This is a genomic window from Geodermatophilus sp. SYSU D00663 (assembly GCF_054050655.1).
In genome coordinates this window covers 1-23,242 of record NZ_JBJGZT010000010.1, presented here as the reverse complement: position 1 = coordinate 23,242, position 23,242 = coordinate 1, and the positions used below count along the sequence as shown (strand labels likewise).

Annotated in this window: 22 protein-coding genes, 1 tRNA gene and 1 pseudogene; 15 read left to right on the top strand and 9 right to left on the bottom strand. The window is 75.3% G+C overall.

The genetic code is table 11. The features are described from left to right. Positions 1-25: 25 nt before the first annotated feature. On the bottom strand, positions 26-1,465 hold the full coding sequence (locus ACI79Z_RS09655) for an amidase (protein ID WP_387985499.1): 1,440 nt from the start codon (positions 1,463-1,465) through the stop codon (positions 26-28). 38 nt (positions 1,466-1,503) lie between these two features. On the opposite strand from ACI79Z_RS09655, the gene kynU reads away from it, so the two are divergent. Together kynU and ACI79Z_RS09645 are read left to right on the top strand one after the other, a co-directional pair. Beyond that, positions 1,504-2,757: a kynureninase gene (gene kynU / locus ACI79Z_RS09650; RefSeq protein WP_456902479.1), complete on the top strand. Its 1,254-nt coding sequence runs from the start codon at positions 1,504-1,506 to the stop codon at positions 2,755-2,757. A 48-nt stretch (positions 2,758-2,805) separates the two neighbouring features. Next, the gene (locus ACI79Z_RS09645; protein ID WP_456902478.1) at positions 2,806-3,951 is read left to right on the top strand and encodes a hypothetical protein; all 1,146 of its coding nucleotides are present in this window, start codon (positions 2,806-2,808) and stop codon (positions 3,949-3,951) included. Between the two features lie 15 nt (positions 3,952-3,966). On the opposite strand, the gene ACI79Z_RS09640 is transcribed toward ACI79Z_RS09645, so the two are convergent. Together ACI79Z_RS09640 and ACI79Z_RS09635 are read right to left on the bottom strand one after the other, a co-directional pair. Next, positions 3,967-4,845, bottom strand: coding sequence for an SCO6745 family protein (locus ACI79Z_RS09640; RefSeq protein WP_456902477.1), 879 nt, complete (start codon positions 4,843-4,845; stop codon positions 3,967-3,969). A gap of 82 nt (positions 4,846-4,927) precedes the next feature. After that, positions 4,928-5,455: an HNH endonuclease gene (locus ACI79Z_RS09635; RefSeq protein ID WP_387985509.1), complete on the bottom strand. Its 528-nt coding sequence runs from the start codon at positions 5,453-5,455 to the stop codon at positions 4,928-4,930. 227 nt (positions 5,456-5,682) lie between these two features. On the opposite strand from ACI79Z_RS09635, the gene ACI79Z_RS09630 reads away from it, so the two are divergent. From ACI79Z_RS09630 to ACI79Z_RS09605, 6 genes are all read left to right on the top strand, one after another. Further along, positions 5,683-7,785: a prolyl oligopeptidase family serine peptidase gene (locus ACI79Z_RS09630; RefSeq protein ID WP_456902476.1), complete on the top strand. Its 2,103-nt coding sequence runs from the start codon at positions 5,683-5,685 to the stop codon at positions 7,783-7,785. A 53-nt stretch (positions 7,786-7,838) separates the two neighbouring features. Further along, complete coding sequence (locus ACI79Z_RS09625) at positions 7,839-8,849, top strand: mechanosensitive ion channel family protein (protein WP_387985515.1); 1,011 nt, start codon at positions 7,839-7,841, stop codon at positions 8,847-8,849. Continuing rightward, positions 8,846-10,156: an MFS transporter gene (locus ACI79Z_RS09620; RefSeq protein WP_456902475.1), complete on the top strand. Its 1,311-nt coding sequence runs from the start codon at positions 8,846-8,848 to the stop codon at positions 10,154-10,156. Before ACI79Z_RS09625 ends, ACI79Z_RS09620 begins: the two co-directional genes overlap by 4 nt. Then, a complete protein-coding gene (locus tag ACI79Z_RS09615) occupies positions 10,153-10,551 on the top strand; it encodes a globin (protein ID WP_387985520.1) in 399 nt (132 codons plus the stop codon). Before ACI79Z_RS09620 ends, ACI79Z_RS09615 begins: the two co-directional genes overlap by 4 nt. Positions 10,552-10,630: 79 nt before the next feature. After that, positions 10,631-12,223 (top strand): glycoside hydrolase family 13 protein, encoded by a 1,593-nt coding sequence (locus ACI79Z_RS09610; protein WP_387985523.1) that lies wholly within the window; start codon positions 10,631-10,633, stop codon positions 12,221-12,223. A 152-nt stretch (positions 12,224-12,375) separates the two neighbouring features. Continuing rightward, entirely contained in the window at positions 12,376-13,929 is a 1,554-nt protein-coding gene (locus ACI79Z_RS09605) for an ATP-binding cassette domain-containing protein (protein ID WP_456902474.1), read from the top strand. A 78-nt stretch (positions 13,930-14,007) separates the two neighbouring features. Here the strand turns inward: ACI79Z_RS09605 and ACI79Z_RS09600 are convergent, their stop codons facing one another. Next, positions 14,008-14,376 carry a hypothetical protein gene (locus ACI79Z_RS09600; RefSeq protein WP_387985528.1) on the bottom strand — a complete coding sequence of 123 codons (369 nt, stop codon included), beginning with the start codon at positions 14,374-14,376 and terminating at the stop codon, positions 14,008-14,010. Between the two features lie 625 nt (positions 14,377-15,001). On the opposite strand from ACI79Z_RS09600, the gene ACI79Z_RS09595 reads away from it, so the two are divergent. From ACI79Z_RS09595 to ACI79Z_RS09580, 4 genes are read left to right on the top strand one after another with little or no spacing between them, the layout of a single operon-like run. Further along, entirely contained in the window at positions 15,002-15,565 is a 564-nt protein-coding gene (locus tag ACI79Z_RS09595; protein ID WP_387985531.1) for a biotin transporter BioY, read from the top strand. Continuing rightward, positions 15,562-16,302 carry an energy-coupling factor ABC transporter ATP-binding protein gene (locus ACI79Z_RS09590; RefSeq protein WP_456902473.1) on the top strand — a complete coding sequence of 247 codons (741 nt, stop codon included), beginning with the start codon at positions 15,562-15,564 and terminating at the stop codon, positions 16,300-16,302. The genes ACI79Z_RS09595 and ACI79Z_RS09590 overlap by 4 nt, the downstream gene beginning before the upstream one ends. Continuing rightward, positions 16,299-16,964 (top strand): energy-coupling factor transporter transmembrane component T family protein, encoded by a 666-nt coding sequence (locus ACI79Z_RS09585; protein ID WP_456902472.1) that lies wholly within the window; start codon positions 16,299-16,301, stop codon positions 16,962-16,964. The genes ACI79Z_RS09590 and ACI79Z_RS09585 overlap by 4 nt, the downstream gene beginning before the upstream one ends. After that, a complete protein-coding gene (locus tag ACI79Z_RS09580) occupies positions 16,961-17,488 on the top strand; it encodes an MOSC domain-containing protein (protein WP_387985539.1) in 528 nt (175 codons plus the stop codon). The genes ACI79Z_RS09585 and ACI79Z_RS09580 overlap by 4 nt, the downstream gene beginning before the upstream one ends. A gap of 4 nt (positions 17,489-17,492) precedes the next feature. Here the strand turns inward: ACI79Z_RS09580 and ACI79Z_RS09575 are convergent, their stop codons facing one another. Both ACI79Z_RS09575 and ACI79Z_RS09570 read right to left on the bottom strand, forming a co-directional pair. Next, entirely contained in the window at positions 17,493-18,182 is a 690-nt protein-coding gene (locus ACI79Z_RS09575; RefSeq protein ID WP_456902471.1) for a class I SAM-dependent methyltransferase, read from the bottom strand. A 217-nt stretch (positions 18,183-18,399) separates the two neighbouring features. Further along, a pseudogene (locus ACI79Z_RS09570) lies at positions 18,400-18,606 on the bottom strand (hypothetical protein); the annotation flags it as partial. Between the two features lie 146 nt (positions 18,607-18,752). Here ACI79Z_RS09570 and ACI79Z_RS09565 point away from each other — a divergent pair. Continuing rightward, on the top strand, positions 18,753-19,199 hold the full coding sequence (locus ACI79Z_RS09565) for a YccF domain-containing protein (RefSeq protein ID WP_387985545.1): 447 nt from the start codon (positions 18,753-18,755) through the stop codon (positions 19,197-19,199). 9 nt (positions 19,200-19,208) lie between these two features. Here the strand turns inward: ACI79Z_RS09565 and ACI79Z_RS09560 are convergent, their stop codons facing one another. The 3 genes from ACI79Z_RS09560 to ACI79Z_RS09550 all read right to left on the bottom strand — a co-directional run bounded on the left by ACI79Z_RS09560 (position 19,209) and on the right by ACI79Z_RS09550 (position 22,097). Then, on the bottom strand, positions 19,209-19,622 hold the full coding sequence (locus ACI79Z_RS09560) for an acyl-CoA thioesterase (RefSeq protein ID WP_387985547.1): 414 nt from the start codon (positions 19,620-19,622) through the stop codon (positions 19,209-19,211). Positions 19,623-19,799: 177 nt separating this feature from the next. After that, positions 19,800-21,470 (bottom strand): energy-dependent translational throttle protein EttA, encoded by a 1,671-nt coding sequence (ettA, locus tag ACI79Z_RS09555; RefSeq protein ID WP_387985550.1) that lies wholly within the window; start codon positions 21,468-21,470, stop codon positions 19,800-19,802. Positions 21,471-21,587: 117 nt separating this feature from the next. Next, positions 21,588-22,097: a single-stranded DNA-binding protein gene (locus ACI79Z_RS09550; protein ID WP_387985553.1), complete on the bottom strand. Its 510-nt coding sequence runs from the start codon at positions 22,095-22,097 to the stop codon at positions 21,588-21,590. 181 nt (positions 22,098-22,278) lie between these two features. Between ACI79Z_RS09550 and ACI79Z_RS09545 the strand changes: the two genes are divergently transcribed. Then, positions 22,279-22,351: transfer RNA gene (locus ACI79Z_RS09545), tRNA-Arg, on the top strand. Between the two features lie 118 nt (positions 22,352-22,469). Then, the gene (locus tag ACI79Z_RS09540) at positions 22,470-23,120 is read left to right on the top strand and encodes a DUF4333 domain-containing protein (protein WP_456902470.1); all 651 of its coding nucleotides are present in this window, start codon (positions 22,470-22,472) and stop codon (positions 23,118-23,120) included. Positions 23,121-23,242: the final 122 nt, after the last annotated feature.

Sequence of the window (23,242 nt, the reverse complement as noted above, 5' to 3'; positions counted from 1 at the left end):
GGAATCTACCGCCCTCCGTGATCACCTATGCGTACGCGTCCCAGCCCGGCGGGTGGCGGTGCGCCCACGGCCGGGCCTGCTCCAGCTGGGCGGCGAGGGCGATCAGCGTGACCTCGTCCGCGGGCCGCCCCACGAGCATCGTCCCGACCGGCAGGCCGTCGCCGGTCCAGTGCAGGGGAACGCTGACGGCCGGCTGGCCGGTGACGTTGTAGAGCGCGGTGAACGCGGCGTACCGCTTGTTGCGCTCGAAGTCCTCGGCGCCGTCGCCGTCGGCGTCGAACCAGCCCAGCGGCCGCGGCGTCATCGTCGTCACCGGGGCGACGAGGACGTCGAACCCGTCGGTGGCCTCGACGTAGCGGCGGGCGAACAACCGGAGGGCACCCAGGGCCTCCATCGCCGCCTGCGCCGACAGGGCCAGCCCGCGGGCGCGCAGCTCCCGGGTGAGCGGCCGCAGCTCCCCCACCCGGCCCGGCGGCACCGGCAGCGTGGTCCCCGACAGCGACCACACCCGCTCGAAGGCGCCGAGCACGTCCGGGCCCACCAGGCCGGGCGGGACGTCGACCACCTCGTGCCCGAGGTCGGTGAGCAGCGCGGTGGCGTCGTCGAGGGCCGCGGCCACCTCGGGCTGCAGCACCGTGCCGGGCATCGGGGACTCCAGCGCGCGGCCGATCCGCAGCCGCCCGGGCGGCCGGTCCGCGGCGGCGAGGAACGTCTCCCCCGGCGGCAGCGGCGGCGCCCAGGCGAAGTCGCCGGTGACCGGGCCGGCCATGGCGTCGAGCATCGCGGCGGCGTCGCGGACGGTGCGGGCCAGCGGCCCGTTGGTGCCCAGCCCGGTGACGTCGCTGCCCAGCGGCCCGTTGCTGATCCGCCCGCGGGTCGGCTTGATGCCGAACAGCCCGTTGATGCTGGCCGGGATGCGGATCGAGCCGCCGCCGTCGCTGCCCTGGGCGAAGGGCACCATGCCGGCGGCGACCGCCACCGCCGCGCCACCGCTGGACCCGCCGGCCAGCCGGGTGGGGTCCCACGGGCAGCGGGCGGGGCCGGCGAGGTCGTTGTCGGTGTAGCAGGGGTAGCCGAACTCCGGGGTGTTGGTCTTGCCCAGGCTGATCGTCCCGGCGGCGGCGAGCTTGGTGACGACGGCGTCGTCGACCTGGGGCACGAAGTCGGCGAACACCGCGGAGCCGAAGGTGGTGCGCACGCCGGCGGTGTTGTTGAGGTCCTTGATCGCCGTCGGCACGCCGAGCAGGGGCGGCAGGTCGCCGCCGCGGAGCACCCGGGCCTCGGCCTCGGCCGCCGCGGCCAGCGCCCGCTCGGGCGTGACGGTGACGAAGGCGCCCAGGCCGGCGTCGAGGGCCTCGACGCGGGCGAGGGCCGCCTCCACCAGCTCGACGGGGCTGACCGTCCGGTCCCGGACGGCGGCCGCCTGCTCCAGCGCGGTGAGCTCGTGCACCTGCGTACCGGTCACGGGCGGCGACGGTAGCCCCGCCCGGTAGACACGTCGCCGTGTCCCTCTCCCGCGCGCACGCCGAGGCCCTCGACGACGCCGACCCGCTGGCCGGGTTCCGCGCCCGCTTCGCCGGCGTCGACGACGGCCTGCTCTACCTGGACGGCAACTCGCTGGGCCGGATGCCCGTCGACACCCCGGCGGCGCTGGCGCGGGTGGCCGAGCAGGAGTGGGGCCGCGGGCTGGTCGGGTCGTGGTCGTCGTGGATCGACGTCGGCACGCGGGTCGGCGACGTCATCGGCACCGGCGTCCTCGGTGCCCGGCCCGGCGAGGTGCTGCTCAGCGACTCGACCACCGTCGACCTCTACAAGCTGCTCGTCGCCGCGGCCGACGCCCGCCCGGGCCGGGACGTGCTGGTCTGCTGCGCCGACGACTTCCCCACCGACCGGTACGTCGTCGCCGGGGTCGCCGCCGCCCGCGGCATGACCGTGCGGGAGGTGCCCGCCGACGTCGACGAGGGCCTGGACCCGGCGGTGCTCGCGGCGGCGCTGGACGGGCGGGTCGCCGTCGTCGTGCTGTCCGCGGTCGCCTACCGCTCGGGCGCGCTGGCCGACGTCGCGGCGGTGACGGCGGCGGCCCGCGACGCCGGGGCGCTGGTCGTCTGGGACCTCTCGCACGCGGCGGGCGCGGTGGAGCTGGACCTGACCGCGAGCGGCGTCGACCTCGCCGTCGGGTGCACGTACAAGTACCTGGGCGGTGGGCCGGGCGCGCCGGCGTTCCTCTTCGTGCGGCGTGAGCTGCAGGAGACGCTGCGCCAGCCGATCTGGGGCTGGTTCGGCCAGCGCGACCAGTTCGCCATGGGACCGGCCTACGACCCGGTGCCCGGCGTCGGGCGGTTCGCCACCGGGACGCCGCCGGTGCTCGCCGCCGCGGCGGTCGAGGTGGGCGCGCGCCTGGTGGCCGAGGCCGGCACCGACCGGCTGGCGGCGAAGGGGCGGGCGCTGACCGGGCTGCTGGTCGACCTCGCCGACGCGCACCTGGTGCCGCACGGCGTGGCGCTGGCCAGCCCGCGCGACCCGGCGCGGCGCGGGTCGCACGTCACGCTCGCCCACCCGCACGCCTGGCAGCTGACCCGGGCCCTGGTCGACCGCGGGGTGGTGCCGGACTTCCGCACGCCCGACCGCGTGCGCCTGGGCCCCGCGCCGCTGTACACGCGGTTCGTCGACGTCTGGGACGCCGTCGACCGGTTCCGCGCCCTGCTCGAGGACGGCGGCTGGGCCGCCTACCCCGAGGAGCGCGCCCGCGTCACCTGAACGGAACACCGCTGTCGGAGACACCGCTCACCGCATCGAGGAGTGACGATGGTTGATGCACCGGCGCATGAGGCACTGCGCTATCTGATCCGTTCCTCCGGCAGCCCGGAGGTCAGCACCAACAACGTCCTCAAGGCACTACTGGACGCTCACCCCGAGATGCGCTGCGCCTTCCTCGCCTTCCTCGGATCGGTGACCGGCCTCTCGCTCGATGACTGCGTCGTCGAGCGAGAGGCGTACGAACAGGATCCGGTCACGGGCAAGAAGTCCTACCGGGACTTCCTCGTCACCTCGAAGGGGTCTCCCCGGTGCATCGTCGAGACCAAGGTGGACTCAGCGCTCACCTCGGAGGACCAAGCGCCGCGATACCTCGAGCAACTCGACGCCGATGGCTCTCTCGTCCTGGTCACGCGTGAACCGTTGGTCGACGCCTTGGCGGTACAGGTCCGCGAGCAGCTGGGTGTCCGTCTGAGCTCTTCCACCGGCAGCTACACGGGCCATGCCGACACTCGGACGGTCGTGGTGCTGTCCTGGTCCCAGTTGCTCAACGGGGTCCTCGACCGCTCCGGGCGGCCGTTCACGGAGTTGCTGGCCCTGGACGCCGCCCTCGTCGGGGTCAGTGACTTCGTTCCCTTCACGGCATCCGTGCAAGACGTGGCGACAGGTCGCATGGTGCAGCAGGTGGTCAGCATCGCCCGAGACCTCTGCGACAAGCTGAAGACCCGCCTGGACGAGGAAGAGGTCCGCTACGACTCGTTGACGCGCTCACGCGGTTGGGACACCGATCCGACGGTCACGATCACGGTGTTGCACCACCAGTTCTGGGTGGGTTACAGCCCTGACCACTGGGCGACAGTGCCCGGCGATCCACGTGACGACTCGGCGGGATTCGCTTCAGCCAGCTTCCCCAGTCCCGTCTGGGCGGGGCGGTTCTACACCAGACCCACTCGGGCCGATCGGGCCGTCGTGTCCGCCCGGCGAGAGCGACTGGATGCGCTGGGAGTCACGAGACCTCTCGGGATACCGCTGGGAGCACCTCGCGACGCCGTCGTGGAGTCGCTCCTCGAGCAGGCTGTGGCTCACGTGCGAGTCATCAGCGAGGCGCTGCACGAAGACCCGTCGGTGATGGGCGTGCCGACCTCCGCGGTGTCGGAGGACGTCGAAGCACCCGAGAGCGACCCTCCGTCCGAGTGACGATCCGGAGTCGACTCAGTCGGCCTCGGGCGGGACGCCGATCGGGTTGCGGTCGGGGAAGAGACCGGCGGCGACGACGGCGCGGCGCAGCGGCACGAGGAGCTCGGCGAGCCGGTCGCAGCGCGTGTCGCCGAGCGTCCGCCACGGGCCGAGCGCGAGGCGGTCGGTGTCGGCCTCGATCGCGGTGACCATCGCCAGGCCCTCCGCGGACAGCTCCACGTCGTCGGGTCCGCTGCCGTCGAGCCAGCCGCGCCGGGCGAGCTCGTCGGCGGCGGCCGCCCACGCGTCGTCGCCCCAGCCGCGCGCCTTCTGCAGCCACGCCCGGTCGACCCGGCCGGCGGCGGCCACCAGCACGTGCGCGCCGACGCCGGACACCTCCCGGCCAAGCAGCGCCGCGTTGTGCCCGTCGCCGCGGTGCTCCCGCAGCGTGGTGAGCGCCTGCCACAGCGCCAGGTGCGGCTCGTCCGGCTCGGCCACCGCCGCGTTCGCCGCCGCCAGCGGCCGGCCCGGCAGGTCGACCGCCTCGGCGGCGATGCGCGCCAGCTCCGCGGCCTCCGCGGCCTCGGCCGAGGACGCCCACTCGCCCAGCACCCGGCGCACGACGGCGTCGACGGCGGCGAGCCGGACGCGCAGCGCCTGCTCCGGCGTCACCGCCGACCAGACGCCGGGCACCCGGCGGGCGACGAACGACGGCGCGAAGTTGTAGAACGCCGCCGTGACCACCGCGGGCCCCACCGGCCCGAGCGGCGCGGCGCGCAGCGCGAAGTACGTGGCCCAGAAGCCGGACAGCCCGGCCTCCCCGGCCGCGGACCGCGCCTCGTCGGCGAAGTAGGTGACCGCGTGGTACGGCTCGCCCAGCGCCCACAGCCGCCGGGCGGTGCCCGCGGAGGTCACGGGGTCCTCCTCCGGCCGCTCGCCGGCCCCGTCCAGGGGCCCGGCCCGGGCCTGCGACGGACGGGGAGGACGGGGTCCTCCCTCATGCGGAGACGCTCTCCGGCATCCCCAGCCACTCCCGCCAGCGGGGGTCCACGGTGCGTGCACCGAGCAGCCGCCAGGCCGCGCCGCTCGGCGTCCGCGGCGGGTGTGGCAGCTTCCACCCGAGCTCGGCCAGCGACCGGTCGGCCTTGGTGTGGTTGCACTTCCGGCAGGCGGCCACCACGTTGTCCCACGTGTGCGTGCCGCCGCGGCTGCGCGGGACGACGTGGTCGATGCTCGTGGCCGACCCGCCGCAGTAGACGCAGGTCTGCCCGTCGCGGGTGAACACCGCCCGCCGGGACAGGGGCACCTGCGCGGGGTAGGGCACCCGCACGAAGCGGGTGAGCCGCACGACCACCGGGACGGCGAGGGCCACCCGCTCGGCGTGCACCACCTCCGCGGAGTCGTCCACCGGGACCGCCTTCTCGGCCAGGACCAGGACGATCGCGCGGCGGCTGGAGACCACGCACAGGGGTTCGTAGGTGGCGTTGAGCAGCAGCGTGGCCGACGCCGTGCCGGACGAGGGCACGGGCAGCCGGGGGACGGGGACGGGGTCGCGCCGCGGACCTGGGTGGCCCGCCGGCGACGACCCGGACGCGGAACGCGACACGGATCACCTCCGACGCCCCGGACCGCCGTACCGGGGCGGCCGCACAGGGCTGTGCCCATCCTGCCCTGACCTGCGCCTCCGGCGCGCGGGGAAACGATTCCGGAGGGTGCCGGGGCGCCGACGGGGGCGCCGTTACGGTGGTGCGGGTGCGCTACCCCGACGCCGAGAGACTCGACCTGGTCGAGGACCTGCACGGTCACCGCGTGGCCGACCCCTACCGCTGGCTCGAGGACCCCGACGACCCGCGGACGCAGGCGTGGACCGCCGCCCAGGACGCGCTCACCGCCGACGTCCTCGGCGCCCTCCCCCTGCGGGCCGACCTCGCCGCCCGGCTCGAGCGGCTGGTGCACGCCGGCGCCGTCGGCGTCCCGGTGCACCGCGGCGGCCGCGCCTTCTCCACCCGCCGCGACCCCGGCCAGGAGCACGCCGTCCTGCGGGTGCGCGAGGCCGACGGCAGCGTGCGCGTGCTGGTCGACCCGATGGCCGTCGACCCCTCCGGGACGACGACGCTCGACGCCTGGGCGCCGTCGTGGGAGGGCGACCGGCTGGCCTACCAGCTGTCCACCGGCGGCGACGAGGAGTCGCGGCTGTACGTCCTCGACGTCGCCACCGGCGAGCGGCTCGACGGCCCGGTCGACCGCTGCCGCTACTCCCCCGTCGCCTGGCTGCCCGGCGGCGAGGAGCTCTTCTACGTCCGCCGCCTCGCACCCGACCAGGTGCCCGCCGGCGAGGAGCAGTTCCACCGCCGGGTGTGGCGCCACCGGGTCGGCGCCGACCCCGACGACGACGTCCTGGTGCACGGCGAGGGTCTGGACCCGACCAACTACTACGGCGTGCGCACCAGCCGCGACGGCCGCTGGCTGGTCGTCTCCGCGTCGGCCGGCACCGCCCCGCGCGACGACGTCTGGCTGGCCGACCTGACCAGCTCTGCACCCAGCACCCGCCCACCCCTGCAGGAGCTCCAGGTCGGCGTCGACGCGCAGACCGCCGCCTGGGTGGCCCGCGACGGCCGGCTGTGGCTGCTCAGCGACCGCGGCACACCGCGCTGGCGGCTCGCCGTCGCCGACCCGGCCGACCCGGCCACCTGGGCGGTCGAGGCGTGGGCCGACGTCGTCCCGCAGGCCGAGGACGGCGTGCTGTCCGACGTCGCGCTGGTCGACGGTGCCGACGGCTCGCTGCAGGTGCTCGCCGTCCACTCGGTCGACGCCACCGACCGGGTCTCGGTCTGGGCCGGCGACGGGTCCGGCCGGCTGGCGGAGGTGACCGGCCTGGGCGTCGGCAGCGTCTCCGGCGTCAGCGCCCCGCCGGAGGGCGGCACTATCGCCTGGGTCGGCTACACCGACCACTCCACCCCGCCGTCGGTGCTGCGCTGGGACGCCGCCGAGCCGACGGCGCTCACCGAGGACGAGCGCGCCCCGGTGGCCGGCGAGGTGCCGGAGGTGACCGTCGTGGAGACGCACGCCACCTCGCGCGACGGGACGCCGGTGCACCTGTTCGTGGTCTCGCGTACCGGCGAGCCGGACACCCCTCGGCCGACCGTCCTCTACGGCTACGGCGGGTTCAACGTCGCGCTCACCCCGTCCTACTCGGCGCAGGCGCTGGCCTGGGTGGCCGCGGGCGGGGTGTGGGCGGTGGCCAACCTGCGCGGCGGCTCCGAGCACGGCGAGGAGTGGCACCGCGCCGGCATGCGGGAGCGCAAGCAGAACGTCTTCGACGACTTCGCCGCGGCCGGCGAGCACCTGGTCGCCCAGGGGTGGACGACGCACGGGCAGCTCGCGGTGATGGGCGGCTCGAACGGCGGCCTGCTCGTGGGCGCCACCCTGACCCAGCGGCCGGACCTCGCCGCGGGCGTCGTCTGCAGCGCGCCGCTGCTGGACATGGTCCGGTACGAGCGCTTCGGCCTGGGCCGCACCTGGAACGACGAGTACGGCACCGCCGAGGACCCGGAGGAGCTCGGCTGGCTGCTCGGCTACTCGCCGTACCACGCCGTCCGCGAGGGCGCCGCCTACCCGGCGACGCTGTTCACGACCTTCGAGTCCGACACCCGCGTGGACCCGCTGCACGCCCGCAAGCTCGCCGCCGCGCTGCAGGCCGCCACCAGCGCCGACGCGCCGGTGCTGCTGCGGCGGGAGACGTCGGTCGGCCACGGCGCCCGGGCGGTCAGCCGCACCGTCGGCCTGGCCGCGGACCAGCTGGCCTTCCTCGCCGCCGCGACCGGCCTGTCCGGATGGCGCGCGGATCACTCCTGATCCGTCGCTCCGACCTGACACCATGGAGAGTGATGACTGCTCCACCCTCCGTAGTGACCGCCGCTGCTGACAGCGGGCTCGCCGGCTCCATGCCCGACTGCGTCTCCGACCCGACGACGCTGTGCGCCAAGGTCTACGAGCTGTCCGGCATCGACTGGCTGGCGAACAACGCCGAGGCGCTGATCGAGAAGCCCGCGAAGATCCTGCTCGTCGTGGTGATGGCCGCGGTCGTCCGGCTGCTGCTGCACCGGGCGATCCGGCGGCTGACCGACCGCACCGCCACCGGGTCGATGCCGACGATCCTGCGGCCGCTGCGCAACCGCGCGGCCGCCGGCGGCGGCGACCCGCTCGAGCAGGTGGCCGCCCGGCGCACCCAGCGCGCCGAGGCGATCGGGTCGGTGCTGCGCAGCTTCGCCTCGTTCGTCGTCATGGGCATCGCCGTCGTCCTCGTGCTCGGCGAGCTCGGCATCAACCTGGCGCCGATCGTGGCCAGCGCCGGCGTCGTCGGCGTCGCGCTCGGCTTCGGCGCGCAGAACCTGATCAAGGACTTCATCGCCGGGATCGGGATCATCCTCGAGGACCAGTACGGCGTCGGCGACGTCGTCGACCTCGGCGAGGCCAGCGGGACGGTCGAGGCGGTGGGCCTGCGGATCACCCGGCTGCGCGACGTCAACGGCGTCGTCTGGTACGCCCGCAACGGCGAGATCCTGCGCGTGGGCAACAAGAGCCAGGGCTACGCGCAGGTGGTCATCGACATGCCCGTCGCGCACGACACCGACCTCGAGCGCTGCCGCACCGTGATGCAGGAGGTCGCCGACGGCATGTACGCCGAGGACGAGTGGGCGGCGGTGCTGCTGGCCGAGCCCGAGTCCCTCGGCGTCGAGCAGATCCTCTCGGAGGGCGTCTTCATGCGGGTGCAGGTGCGCTCGACCAACGCCGACCAGTGGCGGGTCGGCCGCGAGCTGCGCATGCGGCTCAAGGAGCGGTTCGTCGCCGAGGGCATCAAGACCCCGCCCCCGCTGATCGGCGCGTCCTCCGGCGCCGCGGCCGCCGGCGCCCGATGAGCACCGGGGACGGTCGCCGCGCGACCTCCGAGGGGAGGGCCACCGACCGGGCGAGCTTCCGTGCGGTCTTCGCCGTCCGCGAGTTCCGGCCGCTGTTCGGCACCTACACGCTGTCGACCATCGGCGACGAGCTCGCGCGGGTGGCCCTGACCGTCCTCGTCTACCAGCGCACCGACTCGCCGCTGCTGTCGGCGTTCACCTTCGCGCTGGGCTTCCTGCCGTGGGCGCTCGGCGGCCCGGTGCTGGCGACCGTCGCCGACCGGTTCCCGCGGCACCGGGTGCTGATCACCAGCGACGTCGTCCGCGCGGTCCTGGTCGCCGGGATGGCGGTCCCCGGGACGCCGCTGCCGCTGCTGCTGGTCCTGCTGTTCCTCGTCGCGCTGTGCGCGCCGCCGTTCGAGTCGGCGCGCTCGGCGCTGATGGCCGACGTCCTGGAGGGCGAGCGCTACGCCGTCGCCACCTCGCTGACCAACGTCAGCCTGCAGGTGGCGCAGGTGGTCGGGTTCCTCGCCGCCGGCGGGCTGGTCACCGTGCTCGACCCCTCGGTGGTGCTGCTCGTCAACGCGGCCACCTTCGCCGTGTCCGCCGTGTGGCTGACCCTCGGGCTGCAGCGGCGGCCGGCGCCGACGGAGGAGCTCGCGGCGCCGTCGTCGGTGTGGCGGGAGGCCGGCGAGGGGCTGCGGCTGATCGGGGGCAGCCCGCGGCTGGTGGCGATCATCGCGCTGCTGTGGGTCGGCACGCTGTTCGCCAACGCCGCCGAGGGCATCGCCGCCCCGCTGACCGACGAGCTCGGCGAGCGCGCGGTCCAGGTGGGCGTGCTGCTGGCGGCCAACCCGCTCGGGGTCACCGTCGGCGGCCTGGTGGTCGCCCGCTTCCTCGGGACGGCGCGCAGCGACCGGCTGATGCCGGTGCTGGTGGGCCTGTCGCTGGCGCCGGTGCTGCTGGCCGGCCTGGTCGCCGTGACCGCGGGCCCGGGCCGGGGCGCGTTCGCCGTCGTCGTCGGGCTGATGTTCGTCGCCGGGCTCGGCGCCTCCTGGACCATCCCGCTCAACGTCGCCTTCGTGCAGGCGGTGCCGCCGGCCTACCGGGGCCGGGCCTTCGGCGTCGCGGTCAGCGGGCTCTACGGCATCCAGGGCGTCGGTGCGCTGGCCGCGGGGCTCGCCGCCGAGGGGCTGTCGCCCAGCGCCGTCGTCGCGTTGACCGGCGGGATCGGGCTGGTCGCGGTCGTGCCGCCGCTGCTCGCCTACGGCCGCACCCGGACCCTCGTGGCGGAGGACCGCCCGGCTGCGGGACCATCGGTGTCATGAGCGAGGCGACCCGGTCCCTGCCGTCGGCGCGGACCTTCTACGAGGAGGTCGGCGGAGAGCCGACCTTCCGGCGGCTCGTCGCCCGCTTCTACGCCGGCGTCAAGGCCGACCCGGTGCTCGCGCCGCTCTACCCCCAGGACGACTGGGAGGGTGCCGAGACCCGCCTGCGGCGCTTCCTCGAGCAGTACTGGGGCGGCCCCACCACCTACTCGCAGGAGCGCGGGCACCCGCGCCTGCGGATGCGGCACGCCCCGTTCGCCATCGGCCCGGCCGAGCGCGACGCGTGGCTGCGGCACATGCGGGACGCCGTCGACACCCTCGACCTCACCGAGGAGCAGGACGCCACCCTGTGGGGCTACCTGCAGATGGCCGCCCGCAGCATGCAGAACCGCTGAAGGACCCCCTCGCCCCCCACCGCCCGCACGCTCGCGGCGGGCCCCTGCGAGGGGGCCGTCCTCGATCACTAGGAGCCCGGTGAGTTCCCTCACCCCTGCCCGCCCGTTCCGCCGCACCGACGCCGACTGGTGGCGCGACGCGGTCTTCTACCAGGTCTACATCCGCAGCTTCGCCGACGGCAGCGGCGACGGCGTCGGCGACCTCGCCGGCATCCGCGCCCGGCTGCCGCACCTGGTCGACCTCGGCGTCGACGCGCTGTGGATCACGCCCTTCTACCCCTCGCCGATGGCCGACCACGGCTACGACGTCGCCGACCCGCGCGACGTCGAGCCGGTGTTCGGCGACCTCGCCGAGTTCGACGCGCTGCTGGCCGAGGCGCACGCGGCCGGCATCCGGGTGACGGTCGACCTGGTGCCCAACCACACCTCCGACCGGCACGAGTGGTTCCAGGCGGCCCTGGCCGCCGGCCCCGGCTCGCCCGAGCGGGCGCGCTACCTGTTCCGGGACGGCCGCGGGCCCGACGGCGCCGAGCCGCCGAACAACTGGCCGTCGGTCTTCGGCGGGCCGGCGTGGTCGCGGGTGCCCGACGGCCAGTGGTACCTGCACATCTTCGCGCCCGAGCAGCCCGACCTGGACTTCACCAACCCCGAGGTGCTCGCCGACCTCGAGGAGACCATGCGGTTCTGGCTCGACCGCGGCGTCGACGGCTTCCGCATCGACGTCGCCCACGGCATGGCCAAGCCCGACGGCCTGCCCGACATGGAGCCCATGGAGGACACCGGGCTGCTCGACGACCACGGCCCGGGCGACCACCGGTTCGACAACGACGGGGTGCACGAGGTGCACCGGCGCATCCGCGCCGTCCTCGACGAGTACCCCTGCACCATGGCCGTCGGCGAGGTGTGGGTCTCCGACGACGACCGCCTGGCCGACTACCTGCGCGCCGACGAGCTGCAGCTGGCCTTCAACTTCAAGCTGCTCACCGCCGACTGGGACGCCGACGACCTGCGCGACGCCGTGGTGCACTCGCTGGAGTCGGTGGCCCACGTCCCGGCGCCGGCCTGCTGGGTGCTGTCCAACCACGACCGGCCCCGGCACGTGACCCGCTACGGCGGCGGCGGGCTGGGCACCCGGCGGGCGCGCGCCGCGGCGCTGCTGCAGCTCGCGCTGCCCGGCGCGGCCTACGTCTACAACGGCGACGAGCTCGGCATGCCCGACGTCGACCTGCCCGACGAGGTGCTGCAGGACCCGATCTGGGAGCGGTCCGGGCACACCGAGCGCGGCCGCGACGCCTGCCGCGTCCCGGTGCCGTGGTCGGGCACCGAGCCCTCCTACGGCTTCTCGGCGCAGCGGGACACCTGGCTGCCGATGCCCGGGGGCTGGGGGCCGCTGACCGCCGAGGCGCAGGCCGCGGACCCGTCGTCGGTGCTGTCGCTGTACCGGGCCGCGCTCGCGCTGCGGGCGTCGTCGCCGGCCTTCACCGGCGAGTCGCTGGAGTGGCTGCCCGCGCCCGAGGGGTGCCTCGCGTTCCGCCGTCCCGGCGGGCTGGTGTGCCTGGTGAACCTCTCCGCGCAGGCCGTGCCGCTGCCCGAGGGCCGGGTCCTGCTGGCCAGCGCCGACGTGGCCGGCGGCGCCCTGCCGACCGACTCGGCGGTCTGGCTGCAGGCGTGAGCGGGGCGGGCGCGGCGCCCTCCGCTCCGGGAGGCGCCGCGCCCGCACGCGGGTAGCATCGGATCCGGAACTGAGCGTCACGGGGGGACGCTGACGCCGCGGTCGACCGACCCCGTGTCGGCGGCCCTGTGCCGGGGGAGGCGCGCCCACCGATGACGTTGCTGCAGGTCCAGGGCCTGACGAAGTCCTTCGGGGCCCGCCGCGTCCTGCGGGACGTCTCCTTCACCATCGACGAGGGCGAGATCGTCGGGCTCGTCGGCACCAACGGGGCCGGCAAGTCCACCCTCGGCGACGTCATCGCCGGCATCACCCCCGCCGACGCCGGCTCCATGACGCTGCAGGGCCACCCCTACGCGCCGCTGTCGGCCGACGACGCCCGCCACCTCGGCGTCGGCGTCGTCGAGCAGCTGGTCCACATCGACCCGGCGCTCACCGTCGCGCAGGCGGTCCTCCGCGGCACGACCCAGGCCGGCCTGCCGCCGCGGGAGCTGCGCCGGCAGGCGCAGGTGCTGCTCGCCGAGGTCGCCCTCGACGTCGACCCGGACACCCCCGTCGGGGACCTGCCGCACTTCGTGCACGGCCTCGTCGAGACCGCCCGGGTGCTCGCCGAGGACACCCGGCTGGTGGTGCTCGACGAGGTGTCGGCGCCGCTGCTGCCCTCGGAGGTGGGCCGCCTGCACGCCGTCGCCGGCCGGCTGAGCCGGCAGGGCCGCGGCGTCCTCTACATCAGCCACCGGCTGCCCGAGATGCTCGAGGTGGTCGACCGGGTGCTCGTCCTGCGCGACGGGCGGATCGCCCTCGACGCGCCGGCCGACCGGCTGGACCCGGTGCGGCTGGCCGCGGAGACCGTCGGCGAGCCGGTGACGCCGCCGGAGCCCCGGGTGGCCTCGGCGCCCGAGCCCGCGGCGGCCGGGCCCACGGCGGCCGAGGAGGCCCCCGTGCGCCTCTCGCCGCGGCTGGTGCCCTCCGACGAGGTGGTGCTGCGGGTCCGCAACCTGCGGGTGCCGGGCGCGGTCGAGGGCGTCGACCTGCTGCTGCGCCGCGGCGAGGTGATCGGCCTGACCGGGCACCGGTCCTCCGGCGTCCGCGAGATCGCCGACGCGCTGTCCGGGGAGCTGCCGGCGGTGACCGACGAGCTGCGGCTGTTCGGCGAGGAGCGCTCGCTCGGGTCCTCCGCGGACGGCCCGGCGCTGGAGCTGCCGGTGTACCGCCCGGACGAGGACGCCTACGGCGTGGACCCCGGCGAGACGATCGCCCGGACGATGACCCAGGAGGCCTGGGGCTCGCTGTCGGACCTGCGCACGGAGATCGCCCGGCTGCGCGGGGTCATCCGCACCGTGCACCAGATGGACGTGAAGACGCTGAGCATCCGCACGGTGTTCGGGGCGCTGTCCGGCGGCGACCAGCACAAGCTCGCGCTCGCCCGGTGGATGTCGGAGTGCGCGCGCGACGTCGTCGTCCTCCACGAGCCCACCCGCGGCCTGGACGTGCGGGCCCGGCGGCAGGTCCGCCGGCTGCTGGACGAGGCGACCGCGCACGGGACCTCGGTCGTCGTCGTGTCGGTGGACCCCGACGAGCTGGCCGAGTGCTGCGACCGGGTCGGCATCGTCGCCGGCGGCCGCGTCGCCCGGTGGATCGACACCGGCGAGCTCGCCGTCGACGCGGTGCGCGACCGCATCGTCGAGGCCGCCACGGCGGCCGCCTGACGACCGGGCTCGGCCACCGGGCCGCCGCGTCGGCACCCTCCCCGGCCCCCGTCCGGGTCGGGTGCCGACGCCGCCGGCTCAGACGCTGACGGTCGCCGCGACCGCGCGCAGCTTGTGCCGCGCCAGCGCCAGATTGGCGGTGACGCGGTTGAGCACGAGGTAGATGAACAGGCCGGCGTTGCCCTGCCCCTTGAGCACGTTGATCAGGTGGTACTGGCTCTGCAGCGTGATGAGGATGTCCTCGACCTCGTCCTTGAGCTCGAGGTCGTTGATCGTGCGCAGCTTGGCGCGCACGACGTTGGAGTTGCCGGCGGCCGCGACGTTGAGGTCGAAGCCGGGCGTGCCGCCGGACGCGAGGGCCATGCCGCTGTCGATGTCGACGATCGCGGCGCCGCTGGCGCCCTCGATCGCGAGCAGGTCCGCGATGACGGTGTCGAGTGAGGCCATGGGAAGGGCTCCTGTCGTCTCGAGAGGGGGACGCAGCGACGGGCTGCGCACCGGGCCGGGAGGCGGCCCGGGTCGACCGGACGGGCCGGGCGTCTGGGGAGGCACGGCGTCCTGCGGCGGCTCGGCCGCCGGGGCGTCGTGTGCCGCACCCGGCGGGGCCGGGAGCGGCGTGGGCCGGGGCGCCGGCCGGGTGACCGGCTCCTCGACGGCGGGTGGCGGGGGCTCGGGCGGGGGCTCGGGCGGGGGCTGCGGCGGAGGTGCCGCCGCGGCGGGCCGGGCGGCGCTGGCGCGCCCGGGCCACGGGTCCCGGTGCGGCTCCCGGGTGGGCTCGGCGGTGGGGTCCCGCGGTTCGTGACGTCCCCGCGACCACAGTGACGCCCACCACCCGGTTGCCATGCAGATTCCGCCTGTTCCTCGCCTCCGCCGAAGGCCTCAGCGACCCCAGAAAACACGTCGCGCGCGGCCCGGGCAAACCGGCGGACGTATCTGCAGGTGAGCGCCCGGACACCGACGGCGACGGGCCCGGCGGGGTCCCGGGACGCCCGCCGGGCCGGTCCCGCGCGCCCCTCGGGTACCTTCCGCGGGGACCGCGCGGGCCCGTCCCGCTGCCTGTGGAGGAGACGCCGTGAAGACCCGGGACCTGGCCTACGTCGCCCTCTTCGCCGCGATCATCGCCGCGCTGGGGACCCTGCCGGCGATCAACGTGGGGCCGGTGCCGATCACCGCGCAGACCCTCGGCGTCATGCTGGCCGGCAGCGTCCTGGGTGCCCGCCGCGGCTTCCTCGCCGTCCTGCTGTTCCTGGTCCTGGTGGCGGTCGGGCTGCCGCTGCTGGCCAGCGGCGCCGGCGGCCTGGCGCCCTTCGCCGGCGCCACGGCCGGGTACCTCTACAGCTGGCCGCTCGCCGCGTTCGTCGTCGGCTGGCTGACCGAGCGGGTCTGGGACCGCTACAACGTCGGCTGGGGCCTGGTGGCCAACGTCGTCGGCGGGATCGTCGTGGTCTACGCCGTGGGCGTCCCGGTGCTCAAGGCCGTGGCCGGGCTCGACTGGGGCACCGCGCTGTGGACCGGCGCCGCCGTCTTCATCCCCGGCGACCTGTTCAAGGCCTTCGTCGCCGCGGCCGTCGCCGACGTCGTCCGGCGCAGCTACCCCGTCATCGACCGTCCCCGCCGGGCGGCCGGCACCCGGTGAGGCTCCGCCGTCCCGGTCCGGCGCCCGCCGCGGACGAGCTCGCGGAGCCGAGGCGCGGCATCGAGCTGCGCGGCGTCGGGCACCGGTACGGCGAGCGGGTGGTGCTCGAGGACCTCGACCTCACCCTGACCGAGCCGCGGGTCGGCGTCGTCGGTGCCAACGGCTCGGGCAAGAGCACCTTCGCCCGCCTGCTCAACGGCCTGGTCGTGCCCACCGAGGGGCGGGTGCTGGTCGACGGGCTGGACACGCGCACCCAGGTGCGCGCCGTGCGGCGCCGCGTCGGGTTCGTCTTCCAGGACCCCGACGCGCAGATCGTGCACCCCACGGTCGCCGAGGACGTCGCCTACGGGCTGGAGAACCAGGGTGTCCCGCCGGACGAGCGGGCCACCCGTGTCGCCGAGGTGCTGGCCCGCTACGGCCTGGCCGGGCACGCCGACCACCCCGCACACCTGCTGTCGGGTGGGCAGAAGCAGCTGCTGGCCATCGCCGGCGTGCTGGTCATGCGCCCCGCCCGCATCGTGTTCGACGAGCCGACGACGCTCCTGGACCTGGTCAACGCCCGGCGGGTGGCCGAGCTGATCGCCGGGCTGGAGCAGCAGGTGGTCGTCGTCACCCACCAACTGGACCTGCTCGACGGCTTCGACCGGGTGCTGGTCGTCGACCGCGGCCGGGTGGTGGAGGACGCCGCCCCCGGCCCGGCCGTGGCCGCCTACCGCGCGCTGATGGCCGGCCGGTGACCCTCGCGCTGTACGTCCCGCGGGACGGCGTCGTCCACCGGCTGCCGGCCGGGGCGAAGCTGCTCGCCCTCGCCGTCCTCGCCGTCACGCTGTTCTGGCTGCCGACGCTGACCGCGGCCGGTGTGGCCCTGGCGGGCGTGCTGGCCGTCGGGCTGCTGGTGGCCCGGCTGCCGGTCGCGGTGCTGGCGCGGCAGGCGCGGGCGGTGCTGTGGTGGGTGCTGGCGCTGCTGGTCGTGCACGCGCTGACCACCGACCTGCGCACCGGCGCGCACGTCGGGCTGCGCCTGCTCACGCTGGTGCTGGCCGCGGCCGTGGTGACGGCGACGACGCGGGTGAGCGCGATGGTGGCGGTGGTCGAGCGGCTGGCCGCCCCGCTGCGGCTGGTCGGGGTGCGGCCGGCACGGGTCGGGCTGGTGGTCACCATGGCGCTGCGGTTCATCCCGGTGCTCGTCGAGCGGGCGGACCGCATCCGGGAGGCGCAGGCGGCCCGCGGCGGCTCCCCGCACGGCCTGCGCGGGCTGCGGACGACCGTCGCCCCGCTGCTGGTGCAGGTCCTGCAGATGGCCCACGACGTGAGCGAGGCGCTCGACGCCCGCGGCGCCGACGACGCCCCGCCCCCGCGCCGCCGCCGGCGCTCCCCCGCCCCGGAGGTCCCGCGATGACCGTCCTCGAGATCTGGACGACCCCGGCCGCCGCCGCGCCCATGCGGCGGGTCCCCGCCGGGCGGCTGCTGGCCGGGCGCGGGCTGGAGGGTGACCGCTACGCCCTCGGCGGCGGCACGTGGGCGCGCTACCCGGACCTGGAGAAGCAGCTCACGCTGATCGACGCCGACGACGTCGCGGCGGTCGCGGACGAGGTCGGCGTGCCGCTGACGCCCGGGGACACCCGCCGCAACCTGGTCACCACGGGGGTCGACCTGCCCTCGCTGGTGGGCCGGTGGTTCGCCGTCGGCGACGCGCTGCTGTTCGGGGTGAAGCGCTGCCCGCCGTGCGCGCACCTCGAGCGGCTCACCGGCGCCCGTCTGGTGAAGGCGATGGTGCACCGCGGCGGGATCAACGCGGCGGTGTTCGCGGGGGCGGGGATCGCCGAGGGCGCCGTCGTCCGGCCGGTGCCGGAGGAGGAGGCCGCCCGCCGCGGGGCGCCGACGGGGGCGGACCGGCCGGTGCCGCGGATCGTGGCCGGCTGAGGGCTCAGACCAGCCGGTAGAAGCGGAAGACCTCGTCCCGGACGTCGAGCACCTCGACGTCGGTGAAGCCCGCCTCGCGCGCGTACCGGCGCAGCGTGGCCGGCCGCATGACGGTCCCGGTCGCGGCCGAGGGCCGGGTCGAGAGCCCGTCGGGCAGGCAGCACACCAGGCTGTAGCCGTACATCAGCCGCTCGACGTCGTCGCCGGGGGCGGTGAACTCCTCGGCCACCCGCTCGTCCACGACGAGGACCGCGCCGCCGTCCCCGGCCAGCCGCCGCATGGCCGCGAGCACCGCCACGGGGTCGGCCAGGTCGTGCACGCACTCGAAGGCCGTGACGACGTCGTAGGTGCCCGACACCGTCGCGGCGTCGGTGACGGCGAACCGGACCCGGTCGGCGACCCCGGCCTCGGCCGCGTTGCGGCGGGCCGCCTCCACCGACGGCGCGTCGACGTCGAAGCCGTCGACGGTCGCCGCGGGGTAGGCCAGCGCGATGCCGATCGAGGACCAGCCGTACCCGCAGCCGACGTCGGCGACCCGGCCGCCGCGCCGCAGCGCCGCGTCGACGTCGGGGATCGACGGGAGGTGTTCGCGCCCCAGCGGGCCGAGGAACAGCGGCCGGTTCGCGGCGGCCTGCGCCTCCCGGACGTCGGCGCCCTGCTGCGCCCAGGAGATGCCGCCGCCGGTGCGGTGCACCTCGGCCCAGTGCGTCGGCCTGCCGGCCGGCCGCGACGACGAAGCGGACCAGCGGGAGGAGGTGGTCGCCGCTGAGGACGTCGAGGAGAGGGGCGCGGTGACCGGGTGGGAGGGTGAAGCGGCGGGCCCGCGCGTCGCCGGGGCGGTCGGGGTCGTCGGCGGCGATGAGGATCCCGGTGACGGCCTGCTGCTCCAGCCACTCGCGCACGTAGCGCTCCGCCGTCCCGGTGCGCTCGGCCACCTCGGCGGAGGTGAGCGCGTCGCCGTCGGCGAGGGCCCGGTAGTAGCCGAGCCGGTCGCCGATCGCGATCGCCTGGGCGTCGAGGCAGGCCAGCACGGTGTCGAACAGGCGCCCGGCGAGGGCCTCGGTGGCCGTGTCGGTGGCCGAGTCCTCGACGGCGGGTGCGCGGGTGTCGGTGGTCATCGCGGACCGGCTCCTCTCGGGTGGGCCCGGCCGGTCGGCCGACCGCGCCGGCGGTCGCGATCCTGCCGTGGCCGGGTGCCCGTCGTCCGCCCGCGGACCGTCCCGACGGCGCGGAACCCGGCGCGCCCGCGGTCCGTCGTCTGTGTGTGGACACCCTCCGCACGCTGCTGAACCTGGTCTGGCTGGTCCTGCACGGCTGGCTGCTCGCCCTGGCCTACGCGCTCGCCGGCGTCGTGGCCTGCCTGCTGGTGGTGACCATCCCGTTCGGCATCGCCGCGTTCCGGCTCGCCGGGTTCGTGGTGTGGCCCTTCGGCCGGACGACGGTGCGGGCGCCGGGCGCCGGCGTCGCCTCGGCGATCGGGAACCTGGTGTGGTTCCTCGTCGCCGGGTGGTGGCTGGCGCTGCTGCACGTGCTCGCCGGGATCGCCTTCTGCGTGACGGTCGTCGGGATCCCGTTCGGGATCGCGTCGTTCAAGCTGGCCGCCGTCGGGCTGTTCCCGCTGGGCAAGCGGGTGGTGGAGACCGCTCCCCCGCGCGACTGGGTGCACGCCGGCAGCGGCGTGGTGCAGGGCGCGCCGGCCGCCCGCTGGTGACCCCCGGGCTCAGGCCTCCGGCTCGTCGGCCCAGCGGGCGAGGAAGTCCTTCTCGTCCGGGGTGAGCCGGCGCGGCCGGTCGATGGAGAAGTCGAAGGGCACCAGCAGCGTGCTGCCGGTGACGGCGAGCCGCTCGTGGTCGAAGACCTCGTAGTGGCAGGTGAAGGCGGCCGCCCGGACGCCCGACACCCAGATCTGCACGTCCAGCGGCCGGGCGGAGTAGACGACCGGCCGCTTGTAGGCGATCTCGTGGGCGGCGACGACGGTGCCGCGGCGCAGCCCGGTGCGCTCCTCCAGCGACGCCCGCTCGAAGAACAGCGCGACCCGCGCCATCTCGAAGTACTGCAGGTGGACGACGTTGTTGACGTGGCCGTAGGCGTCCATGTCCGACCAGCGCATCGGGACCTGCACCGTGAACCGCACGGTCCGACACCCTGCCGCACGCCTCCCGCGCCCGTCGACCGCGGCTCCCGACGCCGTGTGCGCGCACCGCGCCCCGGACCGCCGCCTGCCCGCGTCGTGTGCACACTCGGCGCCCGCGGACGCCGACGGCGGCCGGAGCGGGTGCTCCGGCCGCCGTCGGTGGGGTGCGACCGCGAACTAGTCGCGGGTCAGCTTGCGGTACGTGGCACGGTGCGGGCGGGCGGCCTCGGGGCCGAGCCGCTCGACCTTGTTCTTCTCGTAGTCGGCGAAGTTGCCCTCGAACCAGAACCACTTCGAGTCGCCCTCGTAGGCGAGGATGTGGGTGGCCACGCGGTCGAGGAACCACCGGTCGTGGCTGACCACCACGGCGCAGCCGGGGAACTCCAGCAGCGCCGACTCCAGGCTGGTCAGCGTCTCGACGTCGAGGTCGTTGGTCGGCTCGTCGAGCAGCAGCAGGTTGCCGCCCTGCTTGAGGGTCAGCGCCAGGTTCAGCCGGTTGCGCTCACCGCCGGAGAGCACGCCGGCCGGCTTCTGCTGGTCCGGGCCCTTGAAGCCGAACGCCGCGACGTAGGCCCGCGAGGGCATCTCGACGTTGCCGACCTTGATGTGGTCCAGCCCGTCGGAGACGACCTCCCACAGCGTCTTCTTGGGGTCGATGCCGCTGCGGGTCTGCTCGACGTAGGAGATCTTCACGGTCTCGCCGACCTTGATCTCACCGTCGTCCGGCTTCTCCTCGCCGACCAGCATCTTGAACAGCGTGGTCTTGCCGGCGCCGTTGGGGCCGACGACGCCGACGATGCCGTTGCGCGGCAGCGTGAAGGACAGGTCGTCGATGAGGATGCGGTCCCCGAAGCCCTTGGTGAGGTCGTGGCTCTCGACGACCACGTTGCCCAGCCGCGGGCCCGGCGGGATCTGGATCTCCTCGAAGTCCAGCTTGCGGTACTTGTCGGCCTCGGCCGCCATCTCCTCGTAGCGCTGGAGGCGGGCCTTGCTCTTGGCCTGGCGGGCCTTCGCGCCCGACCGCACCCACTCCAGCTCCTCGGCCAGCCGCTTCTGCCGCTTGGCGTCCTTGGCGCCCTCGACCTTGAGGCGGGCGGCCTTGGTCTCCAGGTAGGTGGAGTAGTTGCCCTCGTAGGGGTAGGCCCGGCCGCGGTCGAGCTCGAGGATCCACTGGGCGACGTTGTCGAGGAAGTACCGGTCGTGGGTGACGGCGACGACGGTGCCGGCGTACTTCTCGAGGTGCTGCTCCAGCCACGCGACGCTCTCGGCGTCGAGGTGGTTGGTGGGCTCGTCGAGCAGCAGCAGGTCGGGCGCCTCGAGCAGCAGGCGGCACAGCGCGACGCGGCGGCGCTCACCACCGGACAGGACGCTGACGTCGGCGTCGCCGGGCGGGCAGCGCAGCGCGTCCATCGCCTGCTCGATGCGGGCGTCCAGCTCCCAGCCGTCGTGCTGCTCGATGACCTCCATCAGCTCGCCCTGCTCGGCCAGCAGCGCGTCGAAGTCGGCGTCGGGCTCCCCCATCGCCGCGCTGACCTCCTCGAAGCGGGTCAGCGCGTCGCGCAGCGGCTTGACCGCCTCCTCGACGTTGCCGCGCACGTCGAGCTCCTCGTTGAGCGGCGGCTCCTGCAGCAGGATGCCGACGGTCGCATCGGCGGCCAGCATCACGTCGCCGTTGGAGGGCTGGTCCAGCCCGGCCATGATCCTGAGGACGGTCGACTTGCCCGCACCGTTGGGGCCGACGACGCCGATCTTGGCGCCGGGCAGGAACGACAGGGTGACGTCGTCGAGGATGACCTTGTCGCCGTGCGCCTTGCGGGCACGGGCCATGGTGTAGATGTACTGAGCCACTGGGCGTTCGAGCCTTCCGTCGGTGCGCGGTGTCGATGCGCAGGGAGGGGCGGGCCGGTGCGTGCCCCGGCCCGGCCCCCGTGCGTTCTCGTCCCCGATCCTCCCAGTTCGCGGCGGCTAGTGGAGAGCCGGTTCCGGCAGAGCGTCGAGCGCCGCACCGGCCGCGGACGAGTCGGGGTCCACCTCGTACAACGGCTGGACCGGCTCCGGATAGTCCCGCCCGTCGGCGGCCTCGTCGACCGGCTCGGCCGGCGGCGGCGCGGCCGCCGTCCGCCGGGTCTTGCGGAACTCGGCGGTGCCCTTGCTGAGGTCGAAGCCCACGGTCCGGGCCCGGACCCGCGGCCGGCTGTGGCGGCCCGTGTCGTTCTCCCACTCGTCGGTGCGCAGCGTGCCCCGGACGATGACCGGGTCGCCCTTGCTGACGCTGTGCGACACGTTGCCGCTCAGCTCGTTCCAGCACTCGACGTCGACGAAGAACGTCGCGCCGTCGACGAAGCCCTGGGCGGTGCTGTCCCAGCGCCGCTCGGTGGAGGCGACGCGGAAGTTGGTGACGGTGCCGCTCTGCGTGCGCACGCGGCTGGGTGACGTGACGACGTTGCCGACGACGGTGATCTCGGTGGTGCTCACGGTGCTCCTCGGGTCCCAGGAGCCGGCACGGTGCCGGTCCGGGCCCGACCCTCGTCCCGCGCGGGGGCCCGTGGCGGCGCCGGGAGCGGCCTGTGGAGGACCCGGCGCCTGTGGACGGCGACCGGCCCGGTCGTCACCCGCTCACCCCCGGCGCCGTGGAGGTGTCATCATCGGCGACCGAGCGCCCGTAGCTCAGCGGATAGAGCAGGTGCCTTCTAAGCACTTGGTCGCAGGTTCGATCCCTGCCGGGCGCGCCGGTCACCGCCACTTGCCGTGGACCGCAAGTCGTCCCGAAGGGCGCTGCAAGCGGGCGGCGGGACGGTGCTCCCGAGCACCCGGGGACGGCCCCGGGACCGCACCGAGGAGCACCCCGTGACCCAGGTCCACGACCCCCGCAACGCCCAGCCGCGCGCCCCGCAGGGCCCCTACGCCCCGGCGCCCTTCCCCGCCCCCAACGGCTGGGACGGCCCCGGCGCCCCCTACGGCCAGCAGCCCCCCAGGAAGCGCACCGGCGCGATCGTCGGCAGCGTCCTCGCGGTGCTCGTCGTCGCCGCGCTCGGCGTCGGCGCCTTCCTCCTCCTCGGCAGCAAGGTGCTCGACACCGCCGAGGCCGAGCGGCAGATCGCCGCCGTCGCGCAGGAGCAGGCCGGCGTCACCGTCACCGACGTCAGCTGCCCCGAGGACGTCGAGCTCGCCGCCGGCACGGTCACCACCTGCACCGCGCAGCTGGAGGGCCAGGAGGTGACCTTCACCGTCGAGCAGACCGACGACGAGGGCAACGTGACCATCGACAGCGACCAGGTCTACGTGCACGTGGCCGACGTCGAGGCGACCCTGAGCGAGCAGTTCGCCGCGAGCACCGGCCTCGAGGTCGTCTCCACCTGCGACGCCGGCGACCGCACCGTGCTCGTCGCCGAGGACGGCCTGACGCTGGACTGCCAGGTGGCCGCGGCCGACGACCCGACCAACAGCGCCCTCGTCACCGCCACGCTCGACGCCGAGGGCAACGTCAGCTTCGAGTGACCCCCAGGACGCAGGAGAGGCCCGGGGCCCCCCCCCGGGCGCGGGCCGCTCCCGGGGGTGCGTCACAGCGCGCCCGCGGGGGTCCAGCCCACCCCCCGCGCGACCTTGCCCGCCAACTTATC

What these genes read in the sequence shown, in the direction of transcription:
- ACI79Z_RS09645 (WP_456902478.1), top strand. Translation starts at nt 2,806, where the DNA reads ATGGTTGATGCACCGGCGCATGAGGCACTGCGCTATCTGATCCGTTCC.
- ACI79Z_RS09620 (WP_456902475.1), top strand. Translation starts at nt 8,846, where the DNA reads ATGAGCACCGGGGACGGTCGCCGCGCGACCTCCGAGGGGAGGGCCACC.
- ACI79Z_RS09615 (WP_387985520.1), top strand. Translation starts at nt 10,153, where the DNA reads ATGAGCGAGGCGACCCGGTCCCTGCCGTCGGCGCGGACCTTCTACGAG.
- ACI79Z_RS09605 (WP_456902474.1), top strand. Translation starts at nt 12,376, where the DNA reads ATGACGTTGCTGCAGGTCCAGGGCCTGACGAAGTCCTTCGGGGCCCGC.
- ACI79Z_RS09600 (WP_387985528.1), bottom strand. Translation starts at nt 14,376, where the DNA reads ATGGCCTCACTCGACACCGTCATCGCGGACCTGCTCGCGATCGAGGGC.
- ACI79Z_RS09580 (WP_387985539.1), top strand. Translation starts at nt 16,961, where the DNA reads ATGACCGTCCTCGAGATCTGGACGACCCCGGCCGCCGCCGCGCCCATG.